The 16,842-nt window shown below is 45.7% G+C and carries 19 protein-coding genes and 1 riboswitch; of the genes, 17 read left to right on the forward strand and 2 right to left on the reverse strand.

All coding sequences use genetic code 11. The features are described from left to right. Positions 1 to 24: 24 nt before the first annotated feature. The gene (locus AC1VYS_RS09020) at positions 25 to 1,233 is read left to right on the forward strand and encodes an MFS transporter (protein ID WP_482913959.1); all 1,209 of its coding nucleotides are present in this window, start codon (positions 25 to 27) and stop codon (positions 1,231 to 1,233) included. Positions 1,234 to 1,361: 128 nt separating this feature from the next. Here AC1VYS_RS09020 and AC1VYS_RS09025 read toward each other — a convergent pair whose 3' ends face one another. Beyond that, the gene (locus AC1VYS_RS09025; RefSeq protein WP_482913960.1) at positions 1,362 to 2,582 is read right to left on the reverse strand and encodes an NAD(P)/FAD-dependent oxidoreductase; all 1,221 of its coding nucleotides are present in this window, start codon (positions 2,580 to 2,582) and stop codon (positions 1,362 to 1,364) included. 95 nt (positions 2,583 to 2,677) lie between these two features. On the opposite strand from AC1VYS_RS09025, the gene AC1VYS_RS09030 reads away from it, so the two are divergent. The 15 genes from AC1VYS_RS09030 to AC1VYS_RS09100 all read left to right on the forward strand — a co-directional run bounded on the left by AC1VYS_RS09030 (position 2,678) and on the right by AC1VYS_RS09100 (position 15,167). Next, entirely contained in the window at positions 2,678 to 2,911 is a 234-nt protein-coding gene (locus AC1VYS_RS09030; RefSeq protein ID WP_482913961.1) for a hypothetical protein, read from the forward strand. 42 nt (positions 2,912 to 2,953) lie between these two features. Continuing rightward, a complete protein-coding gene (locus AC1VYS_RS09035) occupies positions 2,954 to 3,337 on the forward strand; it encodes a spore coat protein (RefSeq protein WP_482913962.1) in 384 nt (127 codons plus the stop codon). Between the two features lie 158 nt (positions 3,338 to 3,495). Continuing rightward, positions 3,496 to 3,996 carry an Lrp/AsnC family transcriptional regulator gene (locus tag AC1VYS_RS09040; RefSeq protein ID WP_482913963.1) on the forward strand — a complete coding sequence of 167 codons (501 nt, stop codon included), beginning with the start codon at positions 3,496 to 3,498 and terminating at the stop codon, positions 3,994 to 3,996. Positions 3,997 to 4,009: 13 nt separating this feature from the next. Next, positions 4,010 to 5,218 carry an aminotransferase class I/II-fold pyridoxal phosphate-dependent enzyme gene (locus tag AC1VYS_RS09045; RefSeq protein ID WP_482913964.1) on the forward strand — a complete coding sequence of 403 codons (1,209 nt, stop codon included), beginning with the start codon at positions 4,010 to 4,012 and terminating at the stop codon, positions 5,216 to 5,218. A gap of 221 nt (positions 5,219 to 5,439) precedes the next feature. After that, positions 5,440 to 5,628 carry an aspartyl-phosphate phosphatase Spo0E family protein gene (locus tag AC1VYS_RS09050; RefSeq protein WP_482914948.1) on the forward strand — a complete coding sequence of 63 codons (189 nt, stop codon included), beginning with the start codon at positions 5,440 to 5,442 and terminating at the stop codon, positions 5,626 to 5,628. A gap of 190 nt (positions 5,629 to 5,818) precedes the next feature. Then, positions 5,819 to 6,370: a hypothetical protein gene (locus AC1VYS_RS09055; protein WP_482913965.1), complete on the forward strand. Its 552-nt coding sequence runs from the start codon at positions 5,819 to 5,821 to the stop codon at positions 6,368 to 6,370. A 39-nt stretch (positions 6,371 to 6,409) separates the two neighbouring features. Then, positions 6,410 to 6,946 (forward strand): bifunctional adenosylcobinamide kinase/adenosylcobinamide-phosphate guanylyltransferase, encoded by a 537-nt coding sequence (locus tag AC1VYS_RS09060; RefSeq protein ID WP_482913966.1) that lies wholly within the window; start codon positions 6,410 to 6,412, stop codon positions 6,944 to 6,946. 79 nt (positions 6,947 to 7,025) lie between these two features. Next, positions 7,026 to 7,601, forward strand: coding sequence for a cob(I)yrinic acid a,c-diamide adenosyltransferase (locus AC1VYS_RS09065; RefSeq protein ID WP_482913967.1), 576 nt, complete (start codon positions 7,026 to 7,028; stop codon positions 7,599 to 7,601). Continuing rightward, a complete protein-coding gene (locus AC1VYS_RS09070; RefSeq protein ID WP_482913968.1) occupies positions 7,598 to 8,614 on the forward strand; it encodes an RluA family pseudouridine synthase in 1,017 nt (338 codons plus the stop codon). Before AC1VYS_RS09065 ends, AC1VYS_RS09070 begins: the two co-directional genes overlap by 4 nt. Positions 8,615 to 9,572: 958 nt before the next feature. Continuing rightward, complete coding sequence (locus AC1VYS_RS09075) at positions 9,573 to 9,935, forward strand: arsenate reductase family protein (RefSeq protein WP_482913969.1); 363 nt, start codon at positions 9,573 to 9,575, stop codon at positions 9,933 to 9,935. Between the two features lie 366 nt (positions 9,936 to 10,301). Next, positions 10,302 to 11,195 (forward strand): 5'-3' exonuclease, encoded by an 894-nt coding sequence (locus tag AC1VYS_RS09080; protein WP_441925832.1) that lies wholly within the window; start codon positions 10,302 to 10,304, stop codon positions 11,193 to 11,195. Between the two features lie 5 nt (positions 11,196 to 11,200). Continuing rightward, a complete protein-coding gene (locus tag AC1VYS_RS09085) occupies positions 11,201 to 12,307 on the forward strand; it encodes a phosphodiester glycosidase family protein (RefSeq protein ID WP_482934535.1) in 1,107 nt (368 codons plus the stop codon). A gap of 29 nt (positions 12,308 to 12,336) precedes the next feature. After that, positions 12,337 to 13,023 (forward strand): MOSC domain-containing protein, encoded by a 687-nt coding sequence (locus AC1VYS_RS09090; protein WP_482913971.1) that lies wholly within the window; start codon positions 12,337 to 12,339, stop codon positions 13,021 to 13,023. Positions 13,024 to 13,102: 79 nt separating this feature from the next. Then, positions 13,103 to 13,981, forward strand: coding sequence for an ROK family protein (locus AC1VYS_RS09095; RefSeq protein WP_482913972.1), 879 nt, complete (start codon positions 13,103 to 13,105; stop codon positions 13,979 to 13,981). Between the two features lie 184 nt (positions 13,982 to 14,165). Continuing rightward, positions 14,166 to 15,167: an HRDC domain-containing protein gene (locus tag AC1VYS_RS09100; protein WP_482913973.1), complete on the forward strand. Its 1,002-nt coding sequence runs from the start codon at positions 14,166 to 14,168 to the stop codon at positions 15,165 to 15,167. 112 nt (positions 15,168 to 15,279) lie between these two features. Here AC1VYS_RS09100 and corA read toward each other — a convergent pair whose 3' ends face one another. After that, entirely contained in the window at positions 15,280 to 16,215 is a 936-nt protein-coding gene (gene corA, locus AC1VYS_RS09105; protein WP_482914949.1) for a magnesium/cobalt transporter CorA, read from the reverse strand. Between corA and AC1VYS_RS09110 the strand changes: the two genes are divergently transcribed. Then, positions 16,214 to 16,342 (forward strand): hypothetical protein, encoded by a 129-nt coding sequence (locus AC1VYS_RS09110; RefSeq protein ID WP_482934505.1) that lies wholly within the window; start codon positions 16,214 to 16,216, stop codon positions 16,340 to 16,342. The genes corA and AC1VYS_RS09110 overlap by 2 nt on opposite strands. A 332-nt stretch (positions 16,343 to 16,674) precedes the next feature. Next, positions 16,675 to 16,799: riboswitch (SAM riboswitch) on the forward strand. Positions 16,800 to 16,842: the final 43 nt, after the last annotated feature.

Below are 16,842 nucleotides of genomic sequence, written 5' to 3' on the forward strand. Positions count from 1 at the left end.
CTTCAGGTGATCAAGGAGGGGCAGATGAAGATTACTTTGGGAAAACAATCCATTCTGCTGTTGGGCGTGAATGGATTGTTTGCGTTAGCCGGAGCGTTGTCCGGTACGTTTTTGAACGTGTTTCTCTGGAAGAGTCGCCCGGATTACGCCATGCTCGGCTGGTTTACCGTCAGTCAGCAGCTCGCGATCGGTATTACGTTTTGGCTAGCTGGAAAGTGGGTCAAAGAGCATAACAAAATGAGTGCGCTCAGACTGGGCATCGCGTTATCCGGAATTTTCTATATGCTCGTTCTATGGACGGGTGCAAGCGCTGTGGATTGGATCTGGCCGCTTGGGTTGCTGTTAGGTTGTGCACTTGGGCTGTTCTGGATTGCCTTTAATGTGGTGTACTTTGAAATTACGGATCGGGAAAATAGAGATTTGTTTAATGGCTGGGTTGGATTGTTGGGCTCCATGACAGGCATTATAGGACCATGGTTTTCAGGTCTGATCATTTCTCGTATGGTAGATAATACTGGCTATCGGCTGATATTTACCGTATCCCTAGTCATTTATATCATTGCCGTGATCTTTAGTTTCTTTCTAAAGAAACGAAAAGTCAGCGGTACATACCGCTGGTCAGAGCCAATCCGTCAGCTATCGGTAGCAAAAAGCCCATGGCGACCAATGGCGATGGGTTTAATTGCTCAGGGCGGGCGGGAAGGTGTATTTGCTTTTCTAATTGCTTTACTTGTATATCTGGCGACAACACAGGAGTATAAACTTGGGCAGTTCTCACTCATTACTTCAGCGGTAGCTCTAGCCAGTTATTGGGCTGCAGGAAAATGGTTTAAACCGCAGTATCGATCCAAAGGGATGCTGACAGGTTCTATTTTGTTGCTTGTGGTGCTATTCCCTCTGCTCTGGAAAGTAACTTACGGGACGCTGCTCTTTATAGGGATCGGAAGCGCAATAGCAATGCCGCTATATATTTTGCCGATGATCTCCGCAGGTTTCGACATGATGGGCACGAGCGGCGAAAATGTAGAAAAAAGGGTTGAACTTGTCGTATTAAGAGAGCTGTGCCTAATGACTGGTCGACTTTTTGGGTTGACCATATTTATGATCACCGTAGTGAATTCGCCATCCACTACAATGTTAGTTTGGGTCATTGTTATCTTGGGTGCTTTTCCGCTTATTGGCTGGATGTTTATGCGGAGGCTTTTGGTTGAGACGGCTCGTCGCGATTCGTAAATATAATTACACATATTAAAAAGGGTACAGCATAGGGGGAGTTTCATTTTCCCTTAGCCGTACCCTTTGTCATTTGAATCCAAGTGAATCCGACAAAGTTTTGAAGGAGCCATATTCTTTCTTGCTTTTTACAGGGGTGATGGTTTGCTGGTTCTTGTCAGGGCAAATAACTTTATATCTTCATTCGGAGTGCCGATGATAGCATCTGCAATCAAGGAAGCCGCAATCATACTGTATACCGTTCCGTTCCCCCCGTACCCTTCAACAAAATATGAATGTGGATAATCCGGATGAGTACCGATAAGCGGAAGACCATCATGCGTATTACCAAACACAGCGCCCCAGGCATAATCGACTTCAAGCGCATCCGACGGGAAATAGGACCGGACTTCTTCAAGTAACGCATCGCCTTGATTCTTTGCACGTAACTCACGCTGATCTTGCCCAGGTATTTCCTCATCAAGCCCACCCACAATGATTCGATTGTCTGGTGTAGTACGCATATAAAGATAAGGGCGGGCTGTCTCCCAAATCATGGCTTGCTCATGCCAACGGCTCAGGTCTGGCAGAGGTTTGGTGGTAATTGCATACGTTGCTTTCAAATAGGCTCCCTTGTCTTTTTTGATTTCCTGAGTTTCATATCCAGCCGCATATACAACCTGTTTAGCTCGAATTTTGCCATGGGAGGTGTAGCACCATACCCCTTCATCATCATAGTCACAATGAATCATTTCGGTTTGCTCGTAAATTCGTGCTCCATATTGGGTAGCTGATTCAAACAAGCCTTGAACAAAGCGATAGGGATTTACTTCCGCATCTCCTTTTGTGTACAAAGCCGCCGGTTTTTCAAATGGAAAATGACGTTTGATCTCATCCGCATACCATAGTTCTGCATCGAATCCATACTTTTGCAGTGTTTGATACTCTTCCTCCAGCTTTGCAACATCTTCCTCAGAGCTGGCAAAGCAGAAGCTGGTTCGTGGAATATACCAGGGATCGGTTTTGAGACTCCCGGCAATTTCAGTAAGCTGCTTCATCGCATCACGGCATAGCTGATAAAAGCGTACACCTTTCGCTTCTCCAAATGTGTTAATACACGAAGTCAATGATTTGTCATTGGTATATTGTAGCAGTCCAGTATTGGCAGAACTGCTGCCATGTGCGATTTTACGCTTATCAATTACAACGGTATCCAAGCCGTGCTGTGCAAGCAATCTGGAAGTAAGTGCTCCTCCCATACCGCCGCCTATAATCAGGCAGTCACACGAGATGTCGTTATTTAAAGAGGGATAGTCATTATGCGTTTTATAAGTAGAAGGCCAGTATGGTGTGCCATAGACGAGATCCATTTCAAACAGCTCCTTTGTCATTACATTGGTATAGTTTTGCATTTCGAGGTAACAATAAGCTCGCATAAACTTTAGATCAAGGAGGTAAGACGTACATGCAACATTCACAGATGCAAGCACTGAGCCCGAAGGAATTGAACTACATTGCAGATTCCATCTCAAACGAGGAGATGCTGATCAAGCAATGCGCAGCTACAGCTTCCATTTCTACTCAACCGGTAATTCAGCAAGCATTGAATCAATATGTTCGCTCCCATGAGCAGCATCTGAATACACTGATCCAAACATTGCATCAGCATCAGTCTCTTGCGCCTTCCCAATCTCAATAAGACAGACAGCCTTAGCAATATCAGCGTATAGGAGGAGAACACATGTACAATCAAACTGGTAATTTTATGCAAGAACAGGATTTGTTAAAAACAATCCTTGCCGATTTAAGACGAACTTCACGAGAGTATACAACAGCAACCACAGAAGCTTCCTGTCCAACGGTTCGCAGTATGTTCAATGATCTGACGAACGATACACTTCGCCTGCAAGGGGAACTGTTCAACCTGATGCAGCAGAACAATATGTATTCGGCTTCCGCCAAAGCACCCCGTCAGGATCTGGACAAGCAGATTCAATCTGCGCACCAGGCACAGCAGAAATGTCAACAATTTGTGCAGGAGAAAAATACGCAAAATAATCCTTACAGCCAGATAACGAACGTGTCTCCACGTCAGCCGAATTACGGCAACCCTTATTACATGTAACCTGTGGTCAAGGGTTTTGAAGCATACTTCTGACCAGACCATACCACCGCTTGCCTGAATTGAGGGCAGGCGGTCTTTTGTCTATGCATCAACGTTAAATTCATGTAATATAAGTATTAATTCATTTTAGGAACCTGGATGACGCTGGAGGGAAAACGATGAAAGATTTGAACGATCTGCAACTCAAAGTTCTGGATCTGTTGAAGGAAGACGCGAGAAGGACTCCCGCACTGCTGTCAACGCTGCTGGGGGAGTCGGAAGATAAGATCAAAGCTGCGGTAGCACAGCTTGAACAAGACCACGTCATCGTGAAATATGCAACGGTTGTGAATTGGAGCAAAATTGATGATGAGAAAGTGACAGCCCTGATTGAAGTTCAGATTACACCTGAACGTGGCCGTGGTTTTGAAGGGATTGCTGAACGTATTTATCTCTACCCGCAAGTGAAGTCGGTTTACCTTATGTCAGGAGCATATGATTTGCTCGTTGAAGTAGAGGGCGGCAATCTGCGTGAAGTTGCAAACTTTGTATCGGAGAAACTGTCTCCGATTGATTCAGTGCTGTCAACCAAGACGAATTTTATTCTTAAAAAATATAAGCAGGACGGGATTATTTTTGAAGACCATCAGGAAGACAACCGTCTCATGATCTCGCCGTAAAGGAAGATGTGTCATGATAGTGAATGAACAGACAACAGGTAATAACAAAACGATGTCCTCATATTTGGCTCCGCTGGTGAAGCAAATTCCCCCATCCGGCATTCGAAAGTTTTTTGATCTGGTGGGTGACAATAAGGATATTATTACATTAGGTGTGGGTGAGCCGGATTTCGTAACACCATGGCATATGCGTGAAGCTTGCGTATACTCACTTGAAAGAGGCATGACCAGTTACACATCGAATGCAGGCATGCCGAAATTGCGTGAAGCGATCAGTAATTATCTGGACACGCAGTTTGATACCAAATATGATCCAAAGGATGAGATTATTGTCACCGTAGGTGGAAGTGAAGCGATTGACCTTGCTTTGCGTGCATTGATTGTACCTGGAGACGAAATTCTGATTCCGGAGCCTTCCTATGTAGCCTATTCACCCATTGCATCCATCGGTGGAGGTATCCCTGTTGGTGTAGAGACGTATGCAAAGGATCAGTTCAAGGTAACGGCTGAAGCACTGGAAGCTAGCATTACACCGAAGTCAAAGGTCGTTATATTATGTTATCCAAGCAACCCAACAGGTGCGATCATGACTTACGAAGACTGGCTACCGATTGCGGAAGTCGTCAAAAAACATGATTTGATCGTTATTGCTGACGAAATTTATGCTGAATTGACGTATAATCAAAAACATGTCAGCTTCGCTTCAATTCCTGATATGAAAGATCGCACGATTTTGGTGAGCGGTTTTTCCAAGGCGTTTGCGATGACGGGCTGGCGGATCGGATATATGTGTGGACATCCCGAACTTATTGCAGCCATGCTCAAAATTCACCAGTACACGGTGATGTGTGCACCAGCAATGGGGCAGGTAGCAGCTCTAGAAGCGTTAACGAATGGACTCGGCGAGAAAGACCGAATGGTCGAATCCTATAACCAACGCAGACGTTTGATTGTACAGGGATTCCGGGATATCGGACTTGAATGTCATGAACCTCAAGGGGCATTTTATGCTTTTCCGAGTATTCAGAAGACAGGCCTGAGTTCCGATCTGTTTGCTGAACGATTGTTAACGGAGAACAAGGTAGCTGCTGTCCCAGGTAACGTGTTTGGCCCACAAGGAGAGGGGTTCTTACGTTGCTCTTATGCGACCTCAGTGTCCCAGTTGAATGAAGCTTTGGAACGAATCGGAAATTTTGTTTACAAAGTTCAAAAAGAGGGTTAATAGTTCGAAAGAAACAAAATATAAATAAGGCATTTGGAACTTTTCCAAAAAAATACTTTCTTTTACAAAATATTATGATATAATTTCAATTTGAAATACGATTTCATATATTTGGAAAATTATTTTCCGAGGAGGGGTTAGCTTTGTTTTGTGTTGAATATGATTTACCGACGAATCGTGGACACGTTCTGGCAGAAAGCGATCATGGCGACCGATGGTCGGTGAACCCTGATCACGCATCCTTGCATAACATTTCCTTGGAAGATGAGATCCGTATGCTTCGGAGTAAGATGGAACAGATTTTCCTGGAAGAGAAATCATTTACATCCGATGTTGTGATTGAGATCAGCAGCCTGCTGGACTTGAAAATTAACGAATACATGAAGGCTAATCCGGTCAAACCGAAGTAACCATTTATTTGACGAACAAATACTTCGATTATACGTTTGAAAAGATATAGGATAACATAGGGAAGAAGGAGATCCGAAAGGGTCTCTTTTTTGCTGTGTGCCTCGAATTGCTTTTGGAGGAGAGAGGTTATTTTTTTGCGTGGAACAATTGTGATATATTGGACTTAGGAGACTATAAGGGGGAGCTGGAATGAAAAGATTTTGGGGACTTGCTGCTATAATTTCATTAATCTTTATATTAGCTGGGTGTGGCGGCAAAGATGGCTTTACGGTGTTTATTATTGATAATCAAGGGAATCCATCCGGTATTTCGGAACAGCTGCAAACGAATTTGCAGAAAAAGCTTGGTGAAGAGCCAAAGGTCGAAATCATTACCAGTGCGATGTATGATGTTCAAAAAGTATTGGTTGAATATGCTGCTGGTAGCCACGACATCTTCATTCTGCCGGAAAATGATATGAAACAGTATGGTCAGAACGGTTCGAATGTTCCGCTGGACGATACTTTTGATGCCAAGAAATATAAACGTGGCGTATTTGAAGGATCCGTATTGGTCGAAAAAGGGAAGGGCGACGATGGTTCTGATATGAAAAAGGAAACTCATCTTTACGGTATTCCGCTTGAGGATATGCAGATGTTTAAGGATGTAAACTATGCCCCAAGCAACATGTTCGCCACTATTCCATTGTCAGCGGCTAACAAAGAAGAATCAAAAAAAGTACTTAAAGCGCTGACAGAATAAATATTACTGTAAAGATCAGGTATGGAAGGAGGGAGCGGATTGCTGATTACGGTCACAGGTGGCTTAGGTAGCGGAAAAACGCGTTTTGCGTTGAAATATGCGGCTCAACTGAGTCGGGAAGGTGTATATTTATCCACTGGTGATCATGATCCCGTTATACCCGAATTACCATCCGCTCATTATCGTGCCATTCAGGTGGGAAACGGCCCGAAACTTGCAGAAGTGTTGACTCAGATTAATCGGGAATCCAATCTGTTTCTGGCGGATCAGCGCATTGTGATCGTGGACAGTTTGACATCCTGGATGGCGGCGAGTTTCAGAGAAGCAGAAGATTTTCATCAACAACGGATGGAAACACAACGATTGCTTGATGCACTACTGTCCTATCAGGGGAAAATACTTATCATTACAAACGAGATGCATGGTAGCTTGAATCCGTCGGAAGCGGAACGTATTTTTGCTGCAAGAATGGCTTCGGTTAACCGAATTCTACAGACACATGCAGAGCAGATGTACATGCTGGTGTCCGGCCTCGCCATTGATCTGAAAGGTCAACAATTGCGTTATGAAGATTAGGATAGGCAAGCGCAAGAGGATCGGGTAAAATATTTCAACATCTGTTATATAGCTTAAATGCACAATAGGAGGGATTATGATGGGTATATACACACGAACTGGTGATGAAGGCCAGACTTCCGTCATCGGAGGCCGGGTTATCAAGGATGATGACCGGGTAGAAGCTTATGGTACGATTGACGAATTAAACTGCTTCGTTGGTCAAGCGATTAGCTTGATTGACGCTGCCAATGGGGAGTTCGAGGATTTGCGCGAACATCTGCTAGAAGTGCAGCAGGAGCTGTTCGACTGCGGATCAGATTTGGCTTTTGTGCGTATAAGTGAGACAAAGTACAAAGTGCGGGACGAAATGGTTACTCGGTTGGAACAGTGGATCGATCAATACGATGCCGAAAATCCTAAAGTGGAACGGTTTATTATCCCTGGCGGAAGTCAACTCTCATCTGCACTCCATGTATGCCGGACGGTATGCCGCCGTGCAGAGCGCCGTACCGTTACGCTGGGACAGCATACGGATATTAATCCGTCGGTGCGCCGGTATTTGAACCGTCTATCGGATTATTTCTTTGTTGTTGCACGGACAGCCAATGCAAGACAACAAGTTGCGGATATTGAATATGTGCGGAGCAAAAAAGTATTCCGCCGCAAAGAATGAGCCTGTATTATGCGCCGATTGCCTACAGGGTTACCGAAGTGGAGGACGGCTGGCTGCTAAAGACCGTGCTTCAGAAGCGCCTGCAGGTTTCACGCAAGCTTTTATCCAAAATCAAGCTGACCGAGCAAGGGGTTATGCTCAATGGTGAACGGGTATACATCAGTGTCAAGGTGAGTGTGGGTGATCTGGTGGAGGTTCGAATGGAACAGGAGGAGTCAGATGATATTCTGCCGGAGCCTATTCCGTTTACCGTGCTGTATGAAGACGAACATCTGCTGATCGTAAACAAAGATGCCGGAATTATCGTGCATCCAACCCATGGACACTACACCGGTACTTTGGCTAATGGTGTGGTGCATTATTGGCAACAAAAAGGCGAGAAATTCCGCTTCCGGCCTATTCACCGACTGGATCAGGAGACATCTGGAGTGCTGGCAATCGCCAAAAACCCGTATGTGCACCAGCATGTATCTGAGCAGATGATCGCCGGCACTGTGGATAAAAAATATATCGCGCTGGTGCATGGCAGCCCTGCTCCAGAACAAGGAGCAGTCGACGGCCCAATTGACCGTGATCCTGAGGAACCACATCGCCGTATTGTTACACCAGACGGCTATGCCGCAAGAACGCTTTACTCAACGCTCTCACGTTGGTCAGATGGTAGTGCCAGTGCTATAAGCCTGAAACTCGAAAGTGGGCGAACACATCAGATCCGGGTACATATGACGTCCATTGGTTGCCCGCTGATTGGTGATCGAATGTACAAAACGTTGCCTGTTCATCATGTGGATGAACAGACAATGGCTATAAGGGAAGAACGGGATACGTGGATTGAACGCCAAGCGCTGCATGCGTGTGAACTGATATTCGAACATCCGATCCTCCGGGAACGTATGACATTTCAGGCTCCATTTCCACCAGATATGGCCGCACTGGAGAAACGTTTAGATGCCGAGGCGGCGCCAAGAGAAGTGCTGCAGGACGCAAATGGACATACCCAAGCGGAAAAGTAACCATGATTTTCGACGCAGCTGCATGTTCGTAAATAAAGGTGTCTACAGTTCAGCGAGCGAAGCACCTGAACAATATGCCGAAGGCTAAAGAGGTTTTAGAGCTTTAGTTGAGCGAGCAAAGCGCCTGAACAGCACGCCAAAGGCTAAAGAGACTTTAGAGCTTTAAGGTTTTGAGCCTTAGAGTTGAGCGAGCAAAGCGCCTGAACAGCACGCCGAAGGCTAAAGAGACTTTAGAGCTTTAAGGTTTTGAGCCTTAGAGTTGAGCGAGCAAAGCGCCTGAACAGCACGCCAAAGGCTAAAGAGACTTTAGAGCTTTAAGGTTTTGAGCCTTAGAGTTGAGCGAGCAAAGCGCCTGAACAGCACGCCGAAGGCTAAAGAGACTTTAGAGCTTTAAGGTTTTGAGCCTTAGAGTTGAGCGAGCAAAGCGCCTGAACAGCACGCCAAAGGCTAAAGAGACTTTAGAGCTTTAAGGTTTTGAGCCTTAGAGTTGAGCGAGCAAAGCGCCTGAACAGCACGCCGAAGGCTAAAGAGACTTTAGAGCTTTAAGGTTTTGAGCCTTAGAGTTGAGCGAGCAAAGCGCCTGAACAGCACGCCAAAGGCTAAAGAGACTTTAGAGCTTTAAGGTTTTGAGCCTTAGAGTTGAGCGGGCAAAGCGCCTGAACAGCACGCCGAAGGCTAAAGAGAAACTTTAAAGTTTTTAAGATTCTCAGTGTTGAAGGTAATCTAATCCTGATTCCCATAATTCTCTAAGGTCTTAAGGTACGGAATCTCCCAACATTTCTCTTTGGAGATTTTGGAATGAATGTTGAAAAATCACGTCGTAATGAGGGGCGATATGCCCGCATTCGACAAAAAAAGCTGCAGGGCGAGGGTATCGGGATGGAGCGACTTTTGGATTTGCGGAGCAAACCAAGGGAAGCGAGAGGTCGAAACCCGAGCCCCCGAGGAGGCAAAATCCATGAAACTTAAAGTATATCAATATGCCAAATGTGGTACGTGTCGCAAAGCTGTGAAATGGCTTGAAGCGAAAGGCCATGAGCTAGAACTGATCCCTATTTTTGATACACCGCCGTCGAAAGACGAATTAACGGAGCTGGTTCAGAAGAGTGGACTTGAAGTGAAAAAGTTTTTCAATACGAGTGGGGAAGTATACAAGGAGCAGCAATTGAAGGACAAGCTGCCAGGGTTATCCACAGAAGAGCAGATCCGTTTGTTGGCTTCCAATGGTCGCCTGATTAAGCGTCCAATCGTTACGGATGGTCATAAAGTGACCGTAGGATTCAAAGAAGAAACGTACGAGCAGGAATGGAACAACGCTTAATTTATAAATGAGTAATTTTATTGATTGTTAAATGAACCAAGGTGAAAAAGGCTCTGAATGTTCAAAATTCAGGGCTTTTTTGGTTGCTCGATCCTTGGCGGAACTATGCTATAATGATAGAATTAGTTCGATATTTTATATGCTATAGAAACTTAGCTAAAGATTTACACGAGAACGGAGAGGACAGAAATAACCTGAGGAAGCGGAGCGTTCGCCTTTATCACCGGATTTTCCCTTTTGAAGAAGGGATTCAAAAAAATCTGGGGATAACAGCGATCAGAAGGTTGTTCTGTCATCGGAGTGGCAAGTGTAAATATTCTTTAGTTCAATTTTCTATGGAATCAGGACAGGAGAGAAAAAATTCAAGTGAATCAACGTAATGAACCTACTTTGTTACTGGTGGACGGTATGGCAGTGTTGTTCCGGGCATTTTATGCGACATCTGCAAGCGGATATATCAGACGTACAAAGGCAGGGCTTCCGACCAATGCAGTCTATGGTTTTATCCGTTATTTTTGGGATGCGGTTCAGACGTTTGGACCAAGCCATGTGATCTGCTGCTGGGATATGGGAGGCAAGACATTTCGCGGTCAGGAATACGCAGCGTATAAAGGGAATCGTGCCGAAGCACCGGATGACCTCATTCCGCAGTTTTCTCTGATTCGTGAAGTAATGGATAGTCTCAACATTCCGAATATAGGTGCTGAGGGATTTGAAGCCGATGATTGTATCGGAACACTAGCTAAGTATTACACCGAAGAAACCGATATGAATGTAATGGTGCTGACGGGTGACCATGATATGCTGCAGCTGATTAATGACCGCACAAGTATCATTATTATGAAAAAAGGTCACGGCAACTACATGGTTTACAATCCGGAAACGCTGATGGCTGAGAAACAATTGACGCCTCGTCAGGTCATTGACATGAAGGGTTTGATGGGTGATGCCAGCGACAATTATCCCGGAGTACGTGGAATTGGTGAGAAAACGGCTTTGAAGCTTGTACAGGAGTATGGATCAATTGAAGGGATCTTAAGTAATTTGGATCAACTTACCCCTTCGGTACGCAAAAAAATTGAGAGTGATCTCGATATGCTGCATCTGTCTCGCAAACTGGCAGAGATTCACTGCGAAGTTCCGGTGGCGTGTACGCTGGATGGCTGTGAATTGCGTCTAGACCCGGATATGGTGATGGACAAGTTTGAACAACTTGAGATGAAGAGCCTTGGTTCTTGGATGGGAGTGGCAATTGGGTGAGCAAGATGATGATGAGAAAAACGAGTAAAACGTGGTGGACTGGGGCGCTCGCCCTCGTCCTGGCATTTCCGGTTTTACTGTCCGGGGCAGTAAGTGCACCGCAGACTGTGGAAGCCAAAGCAGCGATTAGCACGAAAGTACAGAAAGTGAGTGCAGCAGGACGTAGTTTTAGCGTGCAGACTGTTTCGATTCCCAAAGGTACACCGGTAACGGTAGGACTTGCGAAGAAACAGGTTGGTCAAACTGCGACACTCCCTTCTATTGTGAAAGCGTACGGCGCACAAGCAGCGATAAATGGGGCTTTTTTTGAAGCGTATCACGGAGCACCTGACCCTTACGGTATGTTAATAGCAAATGGAAAAGTAATACATATAGGAAGATATGGCACGTCGATCGGCTTTAAGGCCGATGGCTCGGCGATGATGGATTCACTTCAAGTGAGCTTAACAGGCACGGTCACAGATACAAATGGAAAATCACGCAGCTGGTATGCAACATTTATTAACCGAACGCCTTCTGCAGATGCAAGTATCTCGATGTTGTACACTCCTGAGCGCGGAGCCAATGTTGGATTTAAGGGCGGAACAGCAGTGGTTATAGAAAAGGGTGTAGTGACAAAAAAAGTACCTAACACCAATGTAGCGATTCCCAAAAACGGTTCTGTCCTTGTCTTCACAGGTCGGGAGAAGTCCACAGCAGACCGTTTCACGGTTGGTTCCACAGTAGAGATGAATTACAGGTATACTAACGCGGCCGGTCAGGAAATTCCTTGGCAGGATGTTATTACGGCTGTGGGGGCTGGTCCACGACTGGTCAAAGATGGCAAGATCGCTGTTAATCCGGCGGGTGAAGGGTTCAAAGATCCCAAGATTCTGAATGCATCCGGAGCAAGAAGCGGAATTGCAATCATGGGAGATGGTTCGATTATGATTGCTACCGTTTCTGGTGCTACAATAAAACAGTGGGCAGCTGTGATGCAGAAGCTGGGAGCCAAACAGGCAATGAACCTGGATGGTGGTGCATCCTCTGGCATGTATGCAGGTGGCAAGATGCTGACCTCTCCAGGCAGGTTGTTAAGTAATACACTCGTGTTTGGCGGTTCTGTTCGATAAAAGAACAATTGCGGGAGGTATGATGCGGCATGACACCGATAAGCGATCCGATAACTGAAGATGGTAGCACGGCAGTTCTCGCAATTAATGTAGGCCTGCCCAAGTTATTGCCTGGTCAAAAGAATGAAGTGTTGAGTGGTATTGTGAAACATCCAGTCTCTTCCCCGGTATTCCTGTCATTCACCGGAATGACTGGGGATGCCCAGGCGGATCTGGTGCATCATGGTGGTCCTGATAAAGCGGTTTGTGTATATGATTACAGCCGTTATGCGGCGCTTGAGCAGTTGATGGATCGCAAGCTGAATTGGGGAGCTTTCGGAGAGAATCTGACCGTTACAGGCTGTACGGAAGAAGAGGTGCGCATTGGTGACGTATTTGAATTAGGAGATGCGCAGGTACAAGTCAGCCAGCCGAGACAGCCATGCTTCAAGCTGAGTGCACGATATGATTATAAAGAGCTGCCTGTGTATTTTCAGGAAAGTGGACATACCGGCTTTTATTTTCGAGTGCTGAAAGAAGGGGAAGTTGGTCCTGCGTCAAGTTTCAGAAAAGTTCGTACAAATGCTGCATATATGACGATCCTTGAAGCTAACCGGATTATGCATCAAGGGAAGCAGGATGTGGAAGGCATGCGCGCTCTCTTGGCTATTCCTGTGCTTTCGGATAGCTGGAGACAGACTTTGCAGAAGCGGCTAAACAAGCTTGAGCATAACTGAGCTTTACCACAGAGCCTGATTCATTTTCATTGGGACATTCGAGTTTTATTTTAAACCAACGTGGGAGTGAGGGACTAACATGACAGTTTTAGGTGCGATTGAAGCAGGAGGAACCAAATTTGTATGTGGTATCGGGACAGAAAATGGAGAGGTATTGGAACGAGTAAGCTTCCCTACGACCACACCGGAAGAAACGATGGCCCACGTCATCTCTTTCTTTGAAGGCAAAGGCATTGAAGCGCTGGGTGTAGGATCATTCGGTCCGATTGATCCTATTGAAGGAAGTCCAACCTATGGTTACATCACAACAACACCGAAGCCGCATTGGGGACAATACAACATGATGGGGAAACTCAAAGAACACTTTGATGTACCCATGACGTTTGATACCGATGTAAATGGAGCTGCTCTGGGTGAAGCTACTTGGGGAGCTGCGCAGGGACTGGATAGCTGTTTGTATATAACGGTAGGTACAGGCATTGGTGCAGGGGCCGTTGTTGGCGGAAAAATGGTGCATGGATTGTCTCATCCCGAGATGGGGCATATCATCGTACGAAGACATCCGGAAGATGGATACGCAGGATTTTGCCCATATCATGGGGATTGCTTGGAAGGTCTTGCAGCAGGGCCAGCCATTAACAAACGCTGGGAACAACCTGCTTATGAATTGCCGGCAGACCACAAGGCATGGGAGATCGAAGCACATTATCTTGCACATGCTCTGATGAATTATGTGTTGATTCTTTCACCCCAGAAGATTGTAATGGGCGGTGGCGTAATGAAGCAGGAGCACCTGTTCCCGATGGTTCGCAGCAAACTGCAGGAACTGCTCGCAGGTTATGTGCAGCATCCGTCACTTCACACTGGAATGGATGAGTATGTTGTTGCACCAGGTTTGGGAGATAATGCTGGTTTGTGTGGTTCACTGGCACTGGCGAAATTAGCATTGGCGAAATAAACCGTTCCAGGGATTGACGAATTTTACCAGTGTGTTATGATATAGGCAACAGTATAGTACGGTTAATGAGGAAGCACCTCTCTTGCAGTAATTTTGCAGGAGGGGTGCTTTTTTGTGCTGTCTGGAAACAGAGAGTGCGTTCCTTAATCGGACAAGCTGTAACATCCAAAGGAGGGAATAAGCAATGGAAGTTATCTTCATGAACAAATTATCCAGAGTGTCTGATCAGAATGAAGAGATTGCCCAGTTATGGATTGGCGAGGAGGAGTATACCTGGCATTTGGGATGGAGCCAATATGAAGCAGGTGATCGGGAAGATACGATCTGGTACGAAGGAACGTCGTGGGAAGAGCTGCTGCACATTTATCGTCACCAGCTTGCCATGCGAATGAGCGAAGGGTATCGTCCATTGCTGCATGGGTTGTACCACGAAAATGAGGATCTGAAGCTGCGCAGTTATGCGGGACAGCGCCTGCATTGTTTTAGCGAATTGTACGGCAATGAGCAATTGTATGAGGAACTGTGCACATGGCGCAGGCAAAAAGCGGCTTCGGACCGGAAGGCTCCATATTTTGTAGCGACGAATCGTTTACTACGGTTAATCAGTGCCTTTGTTCCACAAACGATGGACGAACTAATGCAACTGCCAGGTGTTGGCGAGAGCAAAGCAACGGAATATGGGCTGGAATGGCTGGAAATGACGAGTGGGGTCGAACGATTGAGATCTTTTCCGTTAGACTGGGTGTATACAGTGTTGAAAGAAGAAGAGTACGAAAGCTGGTTATACAAGCAGAAAGAGCAGAAATACAAGCAGGAACTGGATAAATTCATCACGCGTAAACATGTGCTGGAAGGAATGAAGGCAGGACAGACCTTGGAAACGATTGTGGCTCGGTCGGGATTATCCCGGCGTGAATTAATCGAACTGCTGGAAACACTCGATCTGGAGGGGTATGACACGGATTCTTTGCTGGATGTAGAGCTGGCCGTCATGCCTGAGACTGAACAAGAGGCAGTGTGGAACGCCTATGAAGAGTTGGGAGATATGTTTCTAAAGCCTGTGTTACATAAAGTTTATGGAGGAGAGCGTCCTGAAGGAGGAAGTTTGGAGCAAGTGTACGAGCGGTTACGTATGATTCGCATTCGTTTCCGCAGGCATGCCGAAACGGAGCGCAATGCAGGTTAGTTAAAAAGCGTTCAAAAACAATGGATATCAAAAAGACGAAGTCGTCCCGAGAAGGACCGCTTCGTCTTATTCATTCGTGTAATGGTATGATATTGCGCATGTAATAGTCGTTTCAGATCCAATCTTTTTTGCGGAAAATGAAAAACATGGTTAAACCTAGTGTGACCATCAAACCAATAACCGCATAATAACTATATTTCCAGTGCAATTCAGGCATGTTATCAAAGTTCATTCCGTATATTCCGGTAATTACGGTCAACGGCATGAACACCGTAGTAATAGCGGTAAACACCCTCATGATCTCATTGGCTCGGTTTGCAATACTGGACTGATAGGCTTCTCGCAAGTTGCCCATTAGGTCGCGGTATGTTTCAAACGTTTCCGATATTTTTACGGCGTTCTCATAGATATCACTGAAGTATTTCTGCAACTGATCATCAATGAGACGCAAATCTTTTTTGTTGAGTGTGTTGATGACCTCTTTTTGAGGACCCAGCACCTTTTTAAGCCACAGAATTTCGCTTCGCAGACCAATAATTTCATTCAGATGTGACTTTTTGGTATGCATCAGAATGTCTTCCTCAAGCTTCTCAATTCGCGCTTCGATTCGATCTCCAACGGTAAAGTAGTTGTCTACGATCAAGTCTACCAGCAGATAAAGCAGTCGATCAGGACTGCTGATTTCCTGTTCCCATAGGATGGGCTTCAATGTACGCAATTCGCTGATCTTTTGTTTGGTAACCGTGATGATAAAATGTCTGCCGAGAAAGAGATTGACTGCTCGCAGGAAAATCTCTTCATCATCAAAACGAATGCTATTAATCACGATAAAATAATGGTTCTCATAAATTTCAATCTTCGGACGCTGCTCCTCATCACTCAAGCAGTCCTCCACAGCCAGATCATGCATGGAAAAGAGCGGCTGAAGTACAGCCAGATCATCCACGTCCGCATCAATCCAGTAAAATCCTTCCGCTGGTGGAGTCAGCGCTTGCTGGATGTCATCCACCGGGATAAATACACCATTGTTAACCAACCGGATTTTCATGTTATCTACTCCTTCTGCACCCGCCGTCTTGGCGGATTTCATCATTAATATGGGCGCAAAAGAACAGATCAGCCGGTCGGCAGCGGAGCCTGGTAATCAGGGCTGTACTGCGTTCATCAATCTATAATCAAACGGAAGAAACGTCCCGTTGCCGACATGCTGATGTCAATTCTCTATGCAGTTGTTCGGAATTCGACTGCCAGTTGGGCCTCGGGTCGCCATCCATTTAATATGTCACCTCTCACATAAGGGTTTATAAACACTTGTATAGTATACCGCTGGTCCAGAGTGCTTTCAAGCGCAAAAATGTGTCTATTTCGCGCTCTGAGGCAGTGTATGACAACAGAGGATGAACGGTTCCGAGTGTAGACCCAAATCAAACAACTGGTTCTTGACGTGAGGGCGGTAATGTTTTAAAGTAAAAGTTAATATATTTGAATTATAATTGAATACAGCGAAATCTTATCAAGAGTAGGTGGAGGGACCAGCCCGATGAAACCCGGCAACCGGCGATATAACGCACGGTGCTAATTCTTGCAGCGACCAAGCACCCCTGTGGTGCTGTTGTAACTGAGAGATGAGAGAGGCGCATATCTGTTTACATATGACCTTTCTCGGAATCCGAGA

The sequence above is a fragment of the Paenibacillus sp. G34 genome, from assembly GCF_056856875.1.